Source organism: Halopseudomonas oceani, from assembly GCF_002903165.1.
GTDB classification, from domain to species: Bacteria; Pseudomonadota; Gammaproteobacteria; order Pseudomonadales; family Pseudomonadaceae; genus Halopseudomonas; species Halopseudomonas oceani.
Genome location: NZ_PPSK01000006.1, coordinates 98,927 through 115,380, shown reverse-complemented (window position 1 = coordinate 115,380; position 16,454 = coordinate 98,927). Strand labels below are relative to the sequence as shown.

The following is a 16,454-nucleotide window of genomic DNA, read 5'->3' as shown; positions in this document are numbered from 1 at the left end:
TTAGTCCAGAAAACTGCGTCCGACCGACGGTTTGCCTACCACATCATCCAGATGGATACCGCCAGCGGCAACAACAACGCCGTTGCCGTCCCCATCAGACTCATCGCCAGTGCCGCAAAGGCACCGGCCTCTTCGCCCTGCTCCAGTGCTCGCGAGGTGCCGACTGCATGCGCGGTAAGGCCCATCGCCATGCCCCAAGCCGCCGGGTGATCTACCCCGCAAACGCGCAGCAACATCGGCCCGAAGATAGCCCCCAACACGCCGGTGAACATCACGAACACCGCCGCCAGCGCGGCAACACCGCCAATCTGCTCGGCTACCAGCATCGCGATTGGCGAGGTTACCGACTTGGGCGCCAGCGTCATCATGATCATATTCTCGGCACCCAGCGCCCAGGCCAGCAGGATCGTCAGCACGGTCGCAACCGTGCCCCCTACCAGCAGGCAGGTCAGCACCGGCACCAGATAGCTGCGAATGCGTCTGAGGTTCATGTATAGCGGCACAGCCAACGCAACAGTCGCCGGGCCCAGCAACACCAGCAACGGCTGCACTGCGTCGCGGTAGTGCGGATAGTCCTCACCGGCCAGCCAGATGGCCAGCACCAGAACCGGAGTCGATACCAGCACCGGATGAAACACCGCCAGCCGGGTACGCTGGTACAGCGCCAGCCCGAACTGATAAGCCGCCAGCGTAGCGCCTACCCAAAACAGCGGATGGGCAACAATCGCCTGCCAGGCATCAGACAGCGTGCCGCTCATTGACCCTTCCTCCGATCCTGACGCTCGATCATTTTTTGCATCAGCCAGCCACAGAACGGCAGACTGACGGCCAGTGACACGCCAAGCGTCACCAAGATTGCGGTAGCGTCAGCCATGATCTGGGTACCATAAGCCATGACGCCCACAGCCGGCGGCACCAGAATCAGTGGCAGATAGGTCAGCAGCCCGCTGGCGGCCAGGCTGATCGACTCACTCACACCGCCGCGCACGCTCAAATACACCACCATCAGCAGCATGCCGATGATCGGTCCTGGGAGAAACGGCAACAGCAGGACATTGAGTCCGGTGCCCAGCAACAGGAAGAACACCAGCCAGGTCATTCCGCGTAAGAGCATTGATTTGAATCCAGCAGGATAGAGACCCTGAAAGGGTAAACACTCGGCCTCCCAGTGCCTAGTGCCAGACGACCAAAAACGCATCTTTCGGGCAAATACCGACCTGGATCAATGGACAATCGACAAAGCGCTGATAAGGTGAGCTGCTTTCACATTTACCCGAATCAGATGTTGTATCGAGTTCATGCCAATCCCGCTGCGCCACCTGTGGCTGTTCTCCAGCCGCGACTCCAGCCACAGAACCGGCCTGCGTCGGGCCGTTCTGCTGCTTGGCGCAATGTGCCTGGCACTGGTGGCCGTGGCATTGCTGCCGCCCCTCCAATGGCTGCACGATCCGGCCAGTTATCTGCCTCTGCACATGCTATTGGAGACACTGGCCATCATCGCGGCATCGCTGGTGTTTGCCATCAGCTGGGCCTGTTACCGGCGTCTCAAGACCGACACCCTGCTGAGCCTGGCCTGCGGCTTTGCCGGGGTCGCACTGCTCGATTTCAGCCATATGCTGTCGTTTCAAGGCATGCCCGTCTTTATCACCCCGGCGGACCCGGAAAAGGCCATCAACTTCTGGCTGGCGGCACGCGGCATGGCCGCCGGAACCATGCTCTGGGTTGCACTGCGTCCATGGAAAGCGTCCGGTCATCGCTTAGAACGCTGGGCGATCCTCGGCCTCAGCCTGTTTGCGGTGACGATGGTATACCTCACGGTGTTCAGGCATCCGTACCTGCTGCCACGCACCTTTGTCGGTGGGCAGGGGCTGACCGCCTACAAAGTCAGCCTCGAATACCTGCTGATTGCCGTTCATCTGTTCACCGCCTGCTGCTTCTGGCGCAGCATCCGCGAGCCGCAGCCGTTCAACGTCACCGCGCTATTTTGCGCCTCGCTGGCGATGGCGCTGGGCGAACTCTGTTTTACCCTGTATACCAGCTTCACCGATCAGTTCAACCTGCTGGGCCATGTGTTCAAGGTGATTGCCTACTGGTTGTTGTACAAAGGCATCTTTGTCGAGGCCATCGAGCAGCCGTATGACCAGCTGACCCGCTCTCGCGCCCAGCTTCAGGCCACCTTTGATGCCATTCCGGACATGCTGTTCGAACTGGATGAGCGAGAGCGCATCATCAATTGTCATGCCTCGGCCGACGCCAGACTGAAGGTCGACCCAAAACAGATGATCGGTAAGTCAATGCCAGAGTTGTTGAGCGGCGACCTGCTGCAACAATGCAGGCAAACCATGCGCAATGCCAGCAAGCGCGGCTATGCACAGAGCCAGCCTTTTATCCTCGAGCAGCCCGGACAAGCGTTGTGGCTGCAGTTATCCGTATCCACCCGCAAGCTCGGCGGCCGCCCCAACGGGCATGTGTTGCTAGTACGCGACGTCAGCCTGCTAAAACAGCAGGAAGAGCGCATTCTCCACCTGGCGCATTTCGACTCCCTGACCGGGCTGCCCAACCAGACCCTATTCCGACAGCGGGTAACGCTGGCACTCGGTCAGGCACGACGCCACCAGCAATCGGTGGCGTTGTTGTTGATCGACTTGGATCATTTCAAGCACATCAACGACACCCTTGGTCATCGCGCTGGCGACCAACTGCTCTGCGCCGTCGCCAAGCGACTGCGGCCGCATCTGCGCACCGAAGACATCCTGTCGCGCCAGGGGGGCGACGAGTTTATCCTCGCCCTGCCCGATATCGAAGCGCAGGGCGCGATGCACGCCGCGCAGCGGCTGCTCGGCGATCTGCTCGAACCGTTGCATTTTGGCAACCACGTCACCACCACCAGTGCCTCAATCGGCATCGCCTTGTACCCCAACGACAGCGATAACCTGGAAAGCCTGGTGCAGCATGCCGACGCGGCCATGTACCTGGCCAAACAGCGCGGGCGCAACAATGTGCAGTTCTATACCGCCGATCTGCAGGCACGTATGTCGCGTCTGATGGAGCTGGAAAACGCGCTGCGCACCGCGATTGAACACAATGAACTCTGCCTTTACTACCAGCCCCAGTGGGCACTGGTGGGGCAACGCCTGACTGGCTTTGAGGTGCTGCTACGCTGGCAGCATCCGACTCTGGGCAGCATCTCTCCGGCGGAATTCATACCCGTTGCCGAGAGCAGCGGTCAGATCGCCCAGATTGGCCATTGGGTACTCAAGCAGGGCCTGGCTCAACTGGCGCGGTGGCGCCATAAGGGTCTCGACACCCTCCTCGCGATCAATCTGTCCGCGGTACAATTCCGCAGCACCGACCTGGCCGAACAAATTGCTGAGCTACTGGAAAGCTACCAGATTCCCCCTGAGTGTCTGGAACTTGAGCTGACCGAAGGCACGGCCATGGAAGACCCGGCGCAGGCGCGCCTGCAGTTGAGCAGCCTGCGTCAGCTCGGCGTGCGGCTGGCGATTGACGACTTTGGCACCGGTTTTTCTTCTCTGGCCCAGCTGCGCCACTTCCCGGTCGACACCCTGAAGATCGACCGCAGTTTCGTGCAAGACATCGACCACGACCAGGGCAGCGCCGACATGGTCCGCAGCATCATTCAGATGGCACACAACCTCGGCATCAGCACCCTGGCCGAAGGGGTGGAAACTGCCAGGCAGCTCCAGTTGCTGCAACAGCTGGAGTGCGAGGCAATCCAAGGCTTTCTTTGGGGGCAGCCGCTGGACTGCGCCAGCGCCGAAACCCTGCTGGCGAGCAAAAATTCGGCTGCCATCCTGCCCTGACGCGGCGCCCCACAGCGCGGCAAAATGTAGCAAAGGCCGCGTCAGCCGCTGCTTCCAGCCGCATTTTGCTATACCATGCGCGCCGGATTAGCGGTCAGGTCGGCCATCAGGTCAGCTGACCCCCAGCTTTACACCCATAATGCCAATACGAAATGGAGCAACATCCATGAACAGCCTGACCCGCGCCGCACTGGGTAGCACCCTGATGCTGGCCAGCAGCCTTGCACACGCCTATCCCCTGCTGTGGCAGAACAACAGCATTACCTACCTGTACGGCACCGACTTCCAGGTCGACCCGGACACCCAGCAGACCGTTACTCTGGAACACGCCAGCGGCTGGACCAAGGGTGACCTGTTCGCCTTCTTCGACAGTATCCACTACAACGGCGGCACCAACGCAGCTGGCGACAACAGCACTTACTACGGTGAAATCTCGCCGCGCTTGTCGCTGAGCAAAATCACCGGCCAGAGCTTTGCCTTCGGCCCGATCACCGACGTCCTGCTGGCCGGCACCTACGAGTTCGGTCGTCACGACATCAAGAACTACCTGCTCGGCCCGGCCGTTGACCTGAACATCCCCGGTTTCGACTACTTCCAACTGAACACCTACTACCGTCATGCCGACAACGACGAAGGCGGCCGCGGTATCTGGCAGATCACCCCGGTCTGGGCCTACACCGTACCGGTGGGCAACTCCGACGTGCTGATCGACGGCTTTATCGACTGGGTTGTCGACAACGACGGCGACAACTACCACGCCAACCTGCACATCAACCCGCAGATCAAATACGATCTGGGCAAGGCGCTGGGCTGGTCCGAGAAGCAGGTGTATACCGGTATCGAGTACGATTACTGGAAGCACAAGTACGGCATCTCGAACGGTACCTTCGGTCTGGACACCAACCAGAGCGCCACCAACCTGATCGTCAAAGTTCACTTCTGATCAGGGCATAAAAAAACCGCAGCCAAGGCTGCGGTTTTTTTATGCATGTGGCACCCGGGAGGGTCGAGCTCCCGCTCGACCAGCAGCCACCGTGCAACACCTTGACCGAGTTGAAACTCGGCCCTCCCCCTCAGTAACCCCGCAGCGCCGCAAAGCGGTTGGCGTGGTAGCGGTAGTCACCAAACAACGCCTGCACACTGCGCGCACGCTTCATAAACAGACCGATATCAAACTCGTCGGTCATGCCCATACCGCCATGCATCTGCACCGCTTCGTTGGTCGCCAGTTCAGCCACCTCGCAGGCCTTGGCCTTGGCCAGACTGACCCACTGCGCCGCCTCGGCATCACCCGCATCCAGCGCCATCTGCGCCTTCAACACCGCCGACTTGACCAGTTCCAGCTCACTGAACAGATGCGCGCAGCGGTGCTGCAGCGCCTGGAAGGTGCTCAGCGCAACCCCAAACTGCTTACGCTCCTGCAGGTAGGCAACGGTGCGCTCAAACACCTCCAGCGACAGGCCCAGCAGCTCACCGGCCAGCTGCGCGTTGACCACATCCAGCGTCAGTTCCAGCGCAGGCCAGGCGTTGCCCGCCTCACCCAGCAGATCACCGGCTGCTACCTTGACGTCCTCAAAGCTGACAATCGCCGCATTGCGGCTGTCAGCCATGATGGTGCGCTCGACACTCACGCCAGGGGCGTTGCGGTCCACCAGCAGCAGGCTGATACCGGCGTGGTCGCCCTCGGCACCCTCGCTGCGCGCTGACACGATCAGCTTGTCGGCGACGTGGCCATCCACCACAAAGGTCTTACGGCCATTGAGCAGATACCCGCCATCGGCCACCTGCAGCCGGGTTGCCACCCGATTCGGCGCGTGACGCGGTGCTTCGTCAACGGCCAGCGCCAGCAACAGGCTGCCCTCGGCAACCTGCGGCAGCAGCGCCTGTTGCTGCTCACTGGAACCGGCCAGCAGCAGCGCAGCCACACCGCCAATGGCGGTCGAGATCAAGGGTGAGGCGCTGAGGTTGCGGCCAGCCTGTTCGCTGACCTGGCCCATACCGACGTAGCCGAACTGGGCACCGCCCAGCGCTTCCGGGATCAGGGTGCCGACAAAACCCATCTCGACCATGCTCTGCCACAGTTCGCGGGAGAAGCCGGTTTCGTCGCGGTTGTCGCGCAGCGCTCGCAGTTGGCTGACCGGTGCACTTTCACTCATGAAACGCTTGGCCGCGTCCTTGAGCATCTGTTGTTCTTCGTTAAGTACCAATGCAGACATGACAGTGCTCCCTTACTGAAGGCCGAGGATATTGCGGGCGATGACGTTGAGCTGCACCTCGGTGGTACCGCCCTCGATCGAGTTGCCCTTGGAGCGCAGCCAGGTGCGAGGAATGACACCTTCGCGTGACGCCTCTCCTTCCCAGACCATGGCATCGCTGCCATGCAGCGCGACCATCAGTTCCTGCCGCCGCTTGTTCAGCTCGGTACCGTAATACTTGAGCATGGCCGAAGCCGCGCCGACGCCCTGCCCAGCCTTGGCTTCATCCAGCACCCGCTCGGCGGTCAGTGCAAAGGCAGCCGCGTCCAGATCCCATGTCGCCAGCTCACCGCGCAGCATGCCATCGGCCAACTTGCCGTCTTCCAGCCCAACGGCATCCACCGCAATCTGCGGCAGGGTCTTCTGGCCAGCCGCGGTGCGACCCATGCCACCGATCATTTCCCGCTCGTGGGTCAGCAGGTACTTGGCGATGGTCCAGCCGGCGTTAATTTCGCCGACCACCTGATTTTTCTCTACCCGGACGTTGTCCAGGAAGGTTTCGCAGAACGGCGAGCTGCCGGAAATCAGCTTGATCGGGCGGGTGCTCACGCCGGGGGTGGTCATGTCGAACAGCACCAGACTGATGCCCAGCTGCTTCTTGGCATCAGGGTTGGTACGCACCAGACAGAACATCCAGTCGGCCTTGTCGGCGTAGGAGGTCCAGATCTTCTGGCCATTGACGATAAAGTGGTCGCCGTGGACTTCGGCACGGGTCTGCAGGCCGGCGAGGTCGGAGCCGGCACCCGGCTCGCTGTAGCCCTGACACCAGCGGATCTCACCGCGGACGATCGGCGGCAGATGCTGACGCTTGAGCTCTTCGGAGCCGAACTTGAGAATCGCCGGGCCGATCATCCAGATCCCGAAACTGGACAGCGGCGGACGCGCGTTGATGCGCGCCATTTCCTCGCGCAGCACCTTATGCTCCTGCTGGCTGAGGCCACCGCCACCATACTCGGTCGGCCACTCGGGCGCGGTCCAGCCGCGCGCCGCCATGCGCTCGAGCCAGAGTTTCTGATCTTCACTGGCGAACGTGAACTTACGCCCACCCCAGCAGGCATCGTTGTCCGAGCGTTGCGGTGTGCGCATGCTCTGCGGGCAGTTCTCTTCCAGCCAGGCGCGGGTTTGCTGGCGAAACACATCCAGATCGGCCACGGGCATTCTCCTTTGTTGTGATTTATCTGCAGGAAACGCTGAATCGGTCAGACCACAAAGATACTCCGGCCGGCGCCGCACGGAAGCGGCTCTTGACTGACCGAATAGTCACCCATCATTCAGGCTGATGCGTCAGGCCCGGGCGCTACGGCAAAACTGCCGTGGAGTCATTCCCTTCCAGCGCCGAAACGCATGGACAAAGTTGGAGACCTCGCCGTAACCCAGTCGCTGCGCCACCTCCTCGAGCGACAACCCCGGTACCCGCAGCAGCTCTTCTGCCAACGCCTCACGGGTTTCCTCCTGTAGCTGCCGAAAACTGGTCCGCTCGCCATCAAGACGGCGACGCAAGGTGCGCTCAGTCAGATGCAGCCGGGCAGCGACCGTGGGCATGTCCGGCAGGGTCGCACCACCGTCCAGCAACAATTCCCGCACCCGCCCGGCCAGGCCATCGCGCGCCCGGTAGCGCTGCAATAGTTGATGGCACTGCTGCTCGCAGGCCTGCCGAATCGCCGGATTGTCGCCAGGCAAACCACGGGCCAGCAGCGCCGGGTCGAGTTCAAGCAAGGTTTCGGCGGCATCGAACTGCGGGGTGCAACCATAGGCTTCGGTGTAGGCATTCAACAGAGCATCCGGCGGTGCAGGCAGGGTCAGCCGAACTGATTTGAAGGGCTGCCTCAGCCCGGTCAGTTCACGCTGAATTCGCGCGGTTGCGGCGCTGTCACGCAGCAACAGAAAGCGCCGCAGAGACGGCTCAATCCAGCGGTCATCGATGACCAGCCAACGACCGCTGGCGTCCTCACGGGCATGGATACGGCAAAAGGCGAAGGTCAGGTCGAGATAGCGCAGCCCCATCTCCAGCGCCTCGCCCAGCGAAGCACTGCTAAGCAGCGCATAACCCCAGATGCCGTACCGGCTGAGCTGGTAACGACGCCCGGCCAACAGGCCGAGCAGCGGCTGACCAGGCAGGCCAGCGAGCAGGTTGCTGACCACCTGCAGCTCCTGCGCCGCCTCGACCCGGGCCTGACCATCGGCCAGCGCCATGACATCCAGTCCGGTGCCCTGCAGGCACTGCGGAACGGTGAGGCCCAGCTCGGTGCCCAGCTGGGTCAGCAACTGAACGCTGCCGATATTGCGCAGGCGCGGCCAGGGAGGAGCAGTAGCAGTCATGACGTGTCCGAAACTCACAATTTTTTGACCGACTATGCCATACCCCCAGTGATAGACAAGGCCTAATATCAGTCGCACAGGAGGAAGCACACAATGACTAAAAAAAGCTCACCTGCCGCACCACTCGACGCCATCATCATTGGCAGCGGGTTTGGCGGCCTTGGCATGGCCATCCAGCTCGACCGCGCCGGCATCAGCCATTTTCTGCTGCTGGAAAAGGCCGCCGACATTGGCGGCACCTGGCGCGACAACCACTATCCGGGCTCCGGCTGCGACGTACCTTCGCACCTGTACTCCTACTCGTTTGAGCCGCGCACCACCTGGCCGCACAAGTACGCCCGCCAGGACGAAATTCACGCCTACATCCGCCACTGCGCCGACAAATACCACCTGCGCCAGCGCGTTCGCCTCAATTGCGAAGTCAGCGAAGCCCGCTTTGACGCCGACAGCGGCTGCTGGCAGGTCACTACCAGCAGCGGAGAAACCCTGGTCGCGCGCAATCTGATCGCCGCCACCGGCCAGCTCAACCGCCCGCTGATGCCGAACATCGAAGGGCTCGGCAGCTTTGCCGGCCCGGCCTTCCACTCGGCCGAGTGGCAGCACGACGTTGACCTCAAGGGCAAGCGGGTCGCGGTCATCGGTACCGGCGCCTCGGCGATCCAGTTCGTACCGCAGATCGTGCCCGAGGTGGCTCAGCTTGACCTGTACCAGCGCAACGCCGCCTGGGTGCTACCCAAGGACGATCGCGAATACAGCGATTCACGCCGCCGCTGGCTAAGCCGCCTGCCGCTGCTACACCAGCTGGACCGGCTCTGGCAGTACCTGACCCACGAAGTGCGCGCGCTGGCTTTCGTGCATTTCCCGGCGCTGGTCAAAAGCAGCGAAAAGACCGCGCTGCGCCACCTGCAGCGCAACATCAGCGACCCAGCCAAGCGCGCGGCCCTGACCCCGGATTACCCACTCGGCTGCAAGCGTATCCTGATCAGCAACAACTACTATCCGGCGCTGAATCAGCCTCACGTCAATGTCGTCACCGACGGTATCGAGAAGGTCGTGCCAGAGGGTGTAATCACCCAGGACGGCACCCTGCACCCGGCCGACGTGCTGATCTATGGCACCGGCTTTGCCGCCACCGAATTCCTCGCGCCGATACGCATCACCGGGCTCAACGGCAGCGAGCTGAATGAAGCCTGGCGCGACGGTGCCGACGCTTACAAAGGCATCTCGGTCGCCGGCTTCCCCAACCTGTACGTGCTCTACGGGCCAAATACCAACCTCGGCCACAACTCGATTATCTATATGCTGGAAAGTCAGTTCCGCTACGTGATTGCCTGCGTGAAGGCCGTGCGCGACCGTGGCCTGCGCTACCTTGATCTGCAGCCCGAAGTGCAGGCGCGCTACAACCGGCAGCTGCAGGATGACGCCCGCGGCACAATCTGGGCTCAGGGCTGCCAGAGCTGGTATCTGACCGCCGACGGCAAACAGACCGTCAACTGGCCCGGCTTTACCTTCACCTATCGATACATGACCCGCAAACCGACATGGAGCGATTATGTCCAGGTACGTTGATGAGCTGTATCGCAATCCAGGGCAGCCCGGGTTGCGCGCCTTTCTGCGCGGCATGCTGAAACTGCTGTTTCGCGGTCTAGTGCGGCCACCCATTCCGTTTTTCCTGCAGGCGATAATCCTGCGCCTGCTGACCCTCGGCATGCCGCTGGCCAAAGGCGTCAGCCGCAGCGCAGAGCAGATCGCCGGACGACCCTGTATGTGGCACCGCCCGGCCGCTGGGGGCAACGGTCGCGTGCTGCTGTACCTGCATGGCGGCGCCTTCGTCATCGGCTCCCCGCAGACCCATCGGGGCATCTGCTCGGCGCTCGCCAGCCGTGGTCAGTTTGATGTCTGCGCACTCGATTACCGACTGGCCCCGGCGTATCCGGCACCGGCGGCCCGTGACGATGCGGTCGCCGCCTATCAGGCGCTGCTGCAGCGAGGCTATACGCCCGCGCAGATCACCCTGATCGGCGATTCGGCAGGCGGCAACCTGGTACTGGTGACGGCGCAAAAGTTGGCCGCGCTCAAGCTGCCGCTGCCCGCCTCGCTGGTCTGCTTTTCACCGGTTACCGATATGACTGCCGAGCAGCTGCACGCGCCTGCGGCCGGCGACCCACTGCTGCATCCGTCCTGGCTAGACAGCGCCCGCGACGCCTACTGCCCGGCCGGGCTGGACCGCGCCGATCCGATGGTGTCGCCGCTGTTCGGCCAGCTCAAGGGCTTGCCGCCATTGCTGCTGCAGGTCGGTGAAGACGAGGTGCTGCTGAACGACAGCCTGCGGCTGGCCGAAGCCGCGCGCGCAGCCGATGTCGCCGTACGGCTGGAGCGCTACGAGGACCTGTGGCATGTATTTCAGGCCCACGCTGGGCTGCTGCACAGCGCTGATGCGGCACTGCAGCGGGTGGTTGACTTTGTGAACAGCGCTCAGGCCGACTCGGTAAGCTGATCCCGGTGAATCGCGTAAGGCCCCCAGGCCTGACGCACCGGCACCACTTCCAGCCGATTAATGTTCATGTGCGCAGGCAGCGCGGCGATGTAACCCACCTGTGCGGCTACATCGTCGGCGGTGAGCGGTACTGTGCCCTGATAGACCTTGTCCGCGGCACCCGAGTCCCCGGCATTGCGCACCAGACTGAACTCAGTCTCGGCAATACCCGGAGCCAAATCAGTCACCCGCACGCCGGTGCCCTGCAGGTCACAGCGCAAGTTGTAGGAAAACTGCTGCACGAACGCCTTGCTGGCACCGTAGACATGACTGCCCGGATACGGATTGCCAGCTGCAGTGGAACCAATGTTGATAACGGTCGCGCCGCTGCCCCAGGCAATCAGCCTGGGCAGCACCGCGTGTGTCATGTTGACCAGCCCGGTGATGTTGGTGTCGATCATCGTGTGCAGGTCGCTCAGCTCGACCGCCTGTGCCGGTCCCGGCGCCAGCGCCAGCCCGGCGTTGTTGACCAGCACCTGAATCCCGGAGAACGGCTCCGGCAAATTATCGATGGCGCGCTGCACGGCGATGGCATCGCGCACATCCAGCTGCAGCGGCAACACCGTAGTCAGCTCACTCAATTCATCGGCCAGCGCCTGCAGGCGCTCCAGACGGCGACCACAGAGAATCAGCGGCCAGCCCTGCCGCGCCAGACAGCGCGCGCTGGCGGCGCCAAACCCGGAGGTCGCGCCGGTAATCAATACTGCACCTTGCATGAATATGTCCTGTTTTCAGTTCCGGGCTAGCGGTGCTGAACGCGTCGGCGAGGCAGTCAGCGCAAGGCAAGCGTTGGCGAAACAGCGCAGTTTACGAACAGTAAATGAGCATGTTTAGCTGACTCTTAGCGCTGCGATGGCCACGTAGCCAGCTTTCAGGGCCGCTAGCGGCGTTCTTCTCGAATAAAGGGTTCTCCCAACGCCCCGGGCTGGCTGCTGCTATCGCGGCTGGCCAGGGCTACCCAGATCATCACCCCGAGGGTGACGGCGTAGGGGGTCATAAATACGAAGTACTGCGGCAGACGAATACCGGAGGCGGCCATCTGCGGAATCAGCGCCTCGATACAGCCAAACAGCACGGCACCGGCCAGCGCCTTCCACGGCGACCAGCGGGCGAAAATCACCAGCGCCACGGCAATCCAGCCGCGCCCGCCGACCATGTCGGCGATCCACATCTTGGTGCTCAGCACCGAGATATAGGCACCGGCCAGACCGATCAGCATGGAGCCAGCGACGATGGCCGCGCAGCGATAGCCCAGCACCGGAATACCGGCGGCATCGGCGGCCTGCGGGTTCTCACCGACCGCGCGCAGGCGCAGGCCGAGCACGCTGCGATTGAGCACCAGAACCACCACGACGAAGACCAGCGGCGTAACAAATACCAGCGGGTTCTGCACAAACAGCTTGCCCACTACCGGCAGCTCCGAGAACGGCCAGAGCGATACCGCGTGTAGCCCGGCGACCGGCTTGTTGGTCCAGTCCAGCAGGGTGCCAAGCAACCCGGTCAGGCCCTGACAGAAGAACACCAGCGCAAGACCGGCGATCACCTGATTGATGCGCATCACCAGCACCATCAGGGCAAACAGCAGCGAGACAAATCCGGCCGCGCACATGGCCAGAATCAGCGCCCAGACAGTCGCGCCACCGGTCATCAGCGACGCCCCGATACCCGCCAGCGCACCGACCAGCATCAAGCCTTCGGCGCCCAGTGCCAGCACCCCGGAGCGCTCTATGACGATCAACCCGAGCGCCGCCAGCGCAAAGGGCACGGCAAAGTCGGGAATGTTGCCGATCCAGCTTGCAATCATGTCCATCAGACCTGCCCTCCCTGAATGCGGCGAATACGGTGACGGATAAAGAACTCGGACGACGCCACGCAGATCACCAGAATCGCCTGGATCAACTGCACCATCGAGAACGGGATCTGATAGAACACCTGCAGGCTGCGCCCGGCGACAAACAGCGTGGCCACCAGCACCGCCACCACGGTCGCGGCAATCGGTTGATTGCGCGCCAGGAAGGCAATCAGAATTCCGGAGAAACCGTACCCGGCGTAGAACGAGTGTGTCAGCCGCCCTTCCTGTCCAGCGGTAATCATCAGCCCGGCCAGACCTGCCAGCGCACCGGATAGCAGCACGGTCCCGAGGATCACCCGCTTGACCGGCACACCGACCGCCCGCGCCACACCCGGGCTACTGTCGACAAAGCGCAGGTACAGGCCAGCGCGTGAAATGCCGGTGAACCAGAGCACGAACAGTGCGACCACCAGCGCCAGCACGACCGCCAGACTGACGCCATCGAACAGCTCGGGCAGACGCTCGAACACCTTGTACTGCGGCGAATAGGGGAACGAATCACGCGGGTCCTTCCAGCTGCCGTAGACCAGATGCAGCAGGAAGTTGATCGCAATGTAGTTGAGCATCAGCGTGGAGATGATCTCGTTGACCTTCAGGTGCAGCTTGAGCAGCACCGGCGCCAGCGCCCAGAGCAGGCCGCAGGCCATGGCGCACACCATCATCAGCGGCAGGCGCAGCGATGGCGGCCCGATCTCGAACAGCGAGATCGCGGTTGCGCCAATCGCGCCCCAGATCATCTGACCCTCGAGGCCCAGGTTCCAGAAGCGCGCGCGGAAGGCCAGACAGCCGGCCAGACCGACCATGATCAGCGGTGCGGCCTGAAACAGCACCGCACGCAGACTCTGGCTGTCGAACAGCGTGAGGATGACAAACTCGTTGAGCAGCTCAGCGGCCGGCACCCCGGCGGCGACCAGAATGGCTGCCGAAATCAGCATCCCGACCAGCAGCGCCAGCGCGATGACCAGCGCCTGCCAGTACCAGGCCATCTGCTGGCGTACTTCTAGGGTGTAGCGGCGCGCCAGCAGCGGTTGAAAATTCGTTGTATCAAACATGATTCACCATGGCCTGCCCGATTGCCTGGCGGTCTGCCGGTTGGGCAAACTCGCCGATGATACGTCCTGCCGACATCACGCCAATGCGGTCTGCCAGCGCCATCACTTCGTCGAGGTCTTCGCTGATCAGCAGCACGGCAGCGCCGGCATCACGCGCGCTGCGCAGCCGCTCGTGCACCGCCAGGGTGGCGCGCACATCCAGCCCGCGACTGGGGCTGTGGACGATGACCAGTTGCGGGGCACGGGCGAATTCGCGGGCAATCACCAGCTTCTGCGCGTTGCCGCCAGACAGCAGCGCCGCCTTCTGTTGCAGCGAGCGCACACCCTGCACATCAAACTCGGCGACCGCGGCGGCGGTGTCGGCTTCGATGCGCTTGCGGCGCAGGAACCAGAACGGCCCGTAGCGACCGCTGTGCACATCGCCCATGGCAAAGTTGTCGCTGATCGACAGCGGTGCGGCGAGCGCCGAGCTGTAGCGGTCGGCCGGGATGCAGGCGATGCCCAGCTCGCGGCGACGGGCCGCACTGAGGCTGTTGAGATCACCTTCACCGACCAGTTCCATCTCGCCGGACACCGGCTCGGGCAGGCCCATCAGCGCGCCGGCCAGTTCACTCTGACCATTGCCACCAACCCCGGCGATGCCGTAAATCTCGCCAGCGCGCAGCTCAAGATTGACGCCGCGCAGCACCGGCGCGTCGCTGCTGGAGCGTAGATCACGCACCGCCAGCTTGACCTCGCCCGCGTCTCGGCTGGATGGAATCTGCGGTGGAGTCGGCGCATCGCCAACGGTCAATTTGACCAGTTCACCGACCGACACGGTCTGCGGCTTGAGGCTGGCAACCGTTGAGCCTGTGCGCATCACCGTCACCTGATCGGCGTAGCGCATGACATCATTCATTTTGTGGGTCACCAGGATGACGGCAGCACCTTCCTGATGCGCGAAATTCTGGACCGTGGTCAGCAGGTTTTCTGCTTCCGCATCGGTCAGTACCGCGGTGGGTTCATCGAGAATCAGAATGCGGGCGCCAGCCAGCAGCACCTTGAGAATCTCGACCCGTTGCTGCTCGGCCACCGACAGTTGATCCACCCGCGCGTGGGGTTCGATGCTGAACCCCAGGCTGGCAGCCATGGCGGTGATCTGCTCGGCGGTCTGCGCCAGCCGCTGCCGGTACGTGCCGGCCTGCAGGTGACGAAGACCGAGCAGAATGTTTTCTGCCACGGTGAAGGGTTTCACCAGCTTGAAATGCTGGTGCACCATGCCGATGCCCTGTGCTGCGGCATCGAGCGGCCCCTTCAGACGAACCGGGTTGTCGTCGATGAACAGCGATCCGGTTTCCGGCGCATACAGCCCTGCGGCGATGTTCATCAGGGACGACTTGCCCGCTCCGTTCTCGCCCAGCAGGGCATGCACTTCGCCCCAGCGTGCGGTGAAGGAGGCTTCGGACAGCGCCTTGAAGCCGTCAAACGACTTGCTTACGCTGTCCAGCCGGATCGCGTTCGGGTTACTCATTGCTGGGTAATCACTCCCTTGACGAACCAGTCCATGGACCAGAGTTCACCGTCGGACAGCGCTTCACCTTCCGCCGCTTTGACGTTGCCGTCACGGTCGGAGATCGGGCCGGCGTAGATCAGTTTCTCGCCATTCAGCAGCTCCTCACGGGCGGCCATGATCTTGGCTTTCTCTTCCTCGTCGATACCCTTGCCGCAGCAGGAGACGTCGGTACCGCCCTGCTCCATCGACAGCAGCGCACCGTGTTCAGCCGGTACCCAGTTGCCGGCCATGATTTTCTTCAGCTCCGGTGCCAGGAAGCGATCCCAGACCCAGACCGAGGAACAGACGGTGGCTTCGGGGGCGAACTCGCTCATATCACGGTGGTGGCCGGTGCCATAGACGCCGCGCTCCTGGGCAACGATCTGCGGGGTCGGGCTATCCACGTGCTGGCCGATGACGTCAGCGCCCTGGTCGATCAGTGCGGTGGCTGCCGCGCGCTCCTTGACCGGGTCGTTCCAGGCGCCGGTGTAGATCACGGTGACGGTAGCATCCGGATTCATCTGCTGGGCGCCCATGGCGAAGGCGTTGACGGTCCAGTTCACCTGACCGAAGGGGTTGGCGGCAACGAAGCCCAGCTTGCCGGTTTCAGAAGCGGCGCCCGCCGCCATGCCGCACAGGTACTGGCTCTCGTAGGTGCGACCGTAGAAGGATTCCAGGTTGTGCGAATTGGTGGTGCCGGAGCCATTCAGGAAGGCCACTTCCGGGTACTTGTCGGCCAGCTCCTTGAAGGTGTCGGAGTAACCGAAGGCGGTACCGATGATGATGTTAGCGCCACGCTGAATCAGCCGTTCAACGGTCGGTTTGATCGCCGAGGCGGTTTCCGGCACGCTTTCCACGTACTGAATCTTCTGGCCGATCTCGCCTTCCAGACGCTGACGCGCCTCGTCGAACGCCTGGGTCCAGCCACCGTCGTTGCGCGGGCTGATGTAGAGCATGGCGATCTTCGCCGGGCCGGTCAGGGTAAATCCGCCTTCCTCGGCAGCAGCCAGGGTCGGCAGGCCGCAGGCGGCCAGGGCGCATACGGCGCCCGCAATCAGTTTTTTCATTGCCAAAGTCCTTCTTGC

The 16,454-nt window shown here is 62.7% G+C and carries 14 protein-coding genes; 4 read left to right on the top strand and 10 right to left on the bottom strand.

Annotated features, from left to right (window positions below):
- Positions 1-35: 35 nt before the first annotated feature.
- Together C1949_RS08735 and C1949_RS08730 are read right to left on the bottom strand one after the other, a co-directional pair.
- Entirely contained in the window at positions 36-758 is a 723-nt protein-coding gene (locus C1949_RS08735) for an LrgB family protein (RefSeq protein WP_104738098.1), read from the bottom strand.
- Complete coding sequence (locus C1949_RS08730) at positions 755-1,114, bottom strand: CidA/LrgA family protein (protein WP_104738097.1); 360 nt, start codon at positions 1,112-1,114, stop codon at positions 755-757. The genes C1949_RS08735 and C1949_RS08730 overlap by 4 nt, the downstream gene beginning before the upstream one ends.
- 184 nt (positions 1,115-1,298) lie before the next feature.
- Between C1949_RS08730 and C1949_RS08725 the strand changes: the two genes are divergently transcribed.
- Positions 1,299-3,824, top strand: a complete 2,526-nt coding sequence (locus C1949_RS08725; RefSeq protein WP_104738096.1) for a bifunctional diguanylate cyclase/phosphodiesterase — start codon at positions 1,299-1,301, stop codon at positions 3,822-3,824.
- A 166-nt stretch (positions 3,825-3,990) separates the two neighbouring features.
- Positions 3,991-4,767, top strand: a complete 777-nt coding sequence (locus C1949_RS08720) for an outer membrane protein OmpK (protein WP_104738095.1) — start codon at positions 3,991-3,993, stop codon at positions 4,765-4,767.
- Positions 4,768-4,897: 130 nt separating this feature from the next.
- Here C1949_RS08720 and C1949_RS08715 read toward each other — a convergent pair whose 3' ends face one another.
- From C1949_RS08715 to C1949_RS08705, 3 genes are all read right to left on the bottom strand, one after another.
- Positions 4,898-6,040 carry an acyl-CoA dehydrogenase family protein gene (locus C1949_RS08715; RefSeq protein ID WP_104738094.1) on the bottom strand — a complete coding sequence of 381 codons (1,143 nt, stop codon included), beginning with the start codon at positions 6,038-6,040 and terminating at the stop codon, positions 4,898-4,900.
- Positions 6,041-6,052: 12 nt separating this feature from the next.
- A complete protein-coding gene (locus C1949_RS08710; protein WP_104738093.1) occupies positions 6,053-7,231 on the bottom strand; it encodes an acyl-CoA dehydrogenase family protein in 1,179 nt (392 codons plus the stop codon).
- Positions 7,232-7,363: 132 nt separating this feature from the next.
- Positions 7,364-8,398 (bottom strand): AraC family transcriptional regulator, encoded by a 1,035-nt coding sequence (locus C1949_RS08705; RefSeq protein WP_104738092.1) that lies wholly within the window; start codon positions 8,396-8,398, stop codon positions 7,364-7,366.
- Between the two features lie 93 nt (positions 8,399-8,491).
- Here C1949_RS08705 and C1949_RS08700 point away from each other — a divergent pair, with 93 nt between their 5' ends.
- Positions 8,492-9,967 (top strand): flavin-containing monooxygenase, encoded by a 1,476-nt coding sequence (locus C1949_RS08700; RefSeq protein ID WP_104738091.1) that lies wholly within the window; start codon positions 8,492-8,494, stop codon positions 9,965-9,967.
- Positions 9,951-10,895, top strand: coding sequence for an alpha/beta hydrolase fold domain-containing protein (locus C1949_RS08695; protein ID WP_104738090.1), 945 nt, complete (start codon positions 9,951-9,953; stop codon positions 10,893-10,895). The genes C1949_RS08700 and C1949_RS08695 overlap by 17 nt, the downstream gene beginning before the upstream one ends.
- On the opposite strand, the gene C1949_RS08690 is transcribed toward C1949_RS08695, so the two are convergent.
- The 5 genes from C1949_RS08690 to C1949_RS08670 form a co-directional block, all read right to left on the bottom strand.
- The gene (locus C1949_RS08690) at positions 10,874-11,650 is read right to left on the bottom strand and encodes an SDR family NAD(P)-dependent oxidoreductase (RefSeq protein WP_104738089.1); all 777 of its coding nucleotides are present in this window, start codon (positions 11,648-11,650) and stop codon (positions 10,874-10,876) included. The two genes, C1949_RS08695 and C1949_RS08690, sit on opposite strands and share 22 nt — an antisense overlap.
- A 164-nt stretch (positions 11,651-11,814) precedes the next feature.
- Entirely contained in the window at positions 11,815-12,744 is a 930-nt protein-coding gene (locus C1949_RS08685; protein WP_104738088.1) for an ABC transporter permease, read from the bottom strand.
- Positions 12,744-13,838, bottom strand: a complete 1,095-nt coding sequence (locus C1949_RS08680) for an ABC transporter permease (protein WP_104738087.1) — start codon at positions 13,836-13,838, stop codon at positions 12,744-12,746. The genes C1949_RS08685 and C1949_RS08680 overlap by 1 nt, the downstream gene beginning before the upstream one ends.
- Entirely contained in the window at positions 13,831-15,348 is a 1,518-nt protein-coding gene (locus C1949_RS08675) for an ABC transporter ATP-binding protein (protein ID WP_104738086.1), read from the bottom strand. The genes C1949_RS08680 and C1949_RS08675 overlap by 8 nt, the downstream gene beginning before the upstream one ends.
- Positions 15,345-16,436, bottom strand: coding sequence for a BMP family ABC transporter substrate-binding protein (locus C1949_RS08670; RefSeq protein WP_104738085.1), 1,092 nt, complete (start codon positions 16,434-16,436; stop codon positions 15,345-15,347). The genes C1949_RS08675 and C1949_RS08670 overlap by 4 nt, the downstream gene beginning before the upstream one ends.
- Positions 16,437-16,454: the final 18 nt, after the last annotated feature.

Coding starts and splice junctions, on each gene's coding strand:
- C1949_RS08690 (WP_104738089.1), bottom strand. CDS start 11,650: ATGCAAGGTGCAGTATTGATTACCGGCGCGACCTCCGGGTTTGGCGCC.
- C1949_RS08705 (WP_104738092.1), bottom strand. CDS start 8,398: ATGACTGCTACTGCTCCTCCCTGGCCGCGCCTGCGCAATATCGGCAGC.
- C1949_RS08700 (WP_104738091.1), top strand. CDS start 8,492: ATGACTAAAAAAAGCTCACCTGCCGCACCACTCGACGCCATCATCATT.
- C1949_RS08695 (WP_104738090.1), top strand. CDS start 9,951: ATGTCCAGGTACGTTGATGAGCTGTATCGCAATCCAGGGCAGCCCGGG.
- C1949_RS08735 (WP_104738098.1), bottom strand. CDS start 758: ATGAGCGGCACGCTGTCTGATGCCTGGCAGGCGATTGTTGCCCATCCG.
- C1949_RS08730 (WP_104738097.1), bottom strand. CDS start 1,114: ATGCTCTTACGCGGAATGACCTGGCTGGTGTTCTTCCTGTTGCTGGGC.
- C1949_RS08675 (WP_104738086.1), bottom strand. CDS start 15,348: ATGAGTAACCCGAACGCGATCCGGCTGGACAGCGTAAGCAAGTCGTTT.
- C1949_RS08680 (WP_104738087.1), bottom strand. CDS start 13,838: ATGTTTGATACAACGAATTTTCAACCGCTGCTGGCGCGCCGCTACACC.
- C1949_RS08725 (WP_104738096.1), top strand. CDS start 1,299: ATGCCAATCCCGCTGCGCCACCTGTGGCTGTTCTCCAGCCGCGACTCC.
- C1949_RS08670 (WP_104738085.1), bottom strand. CDS start 16,436: ATGAAAAAACTGATTGCGGGCGCCGTATGCGCCCTGGCCGCCTGCGGC.
- C1949_RS08715 (WP_104738094.1), bottom strand. CDS start 6,040: ATGTCTGCATTGGTACTTAACGAAGAACAACAGATGCTCAAGGACGCG.
- C1949_RS08685 (WP_104738088.1), bottom strand. CDS start 12,744: ATGGACATGATTGCAAGCTGGATCGGCAACATTCCCGACTTTGCCGTG.
- C1949_RS08720 (WP_104738095.1), top strand. CDS start 3,991: ATGAACAGCCTGACCCGCGCCGCACTGGGTAGCACCCTGATGCTGGCC.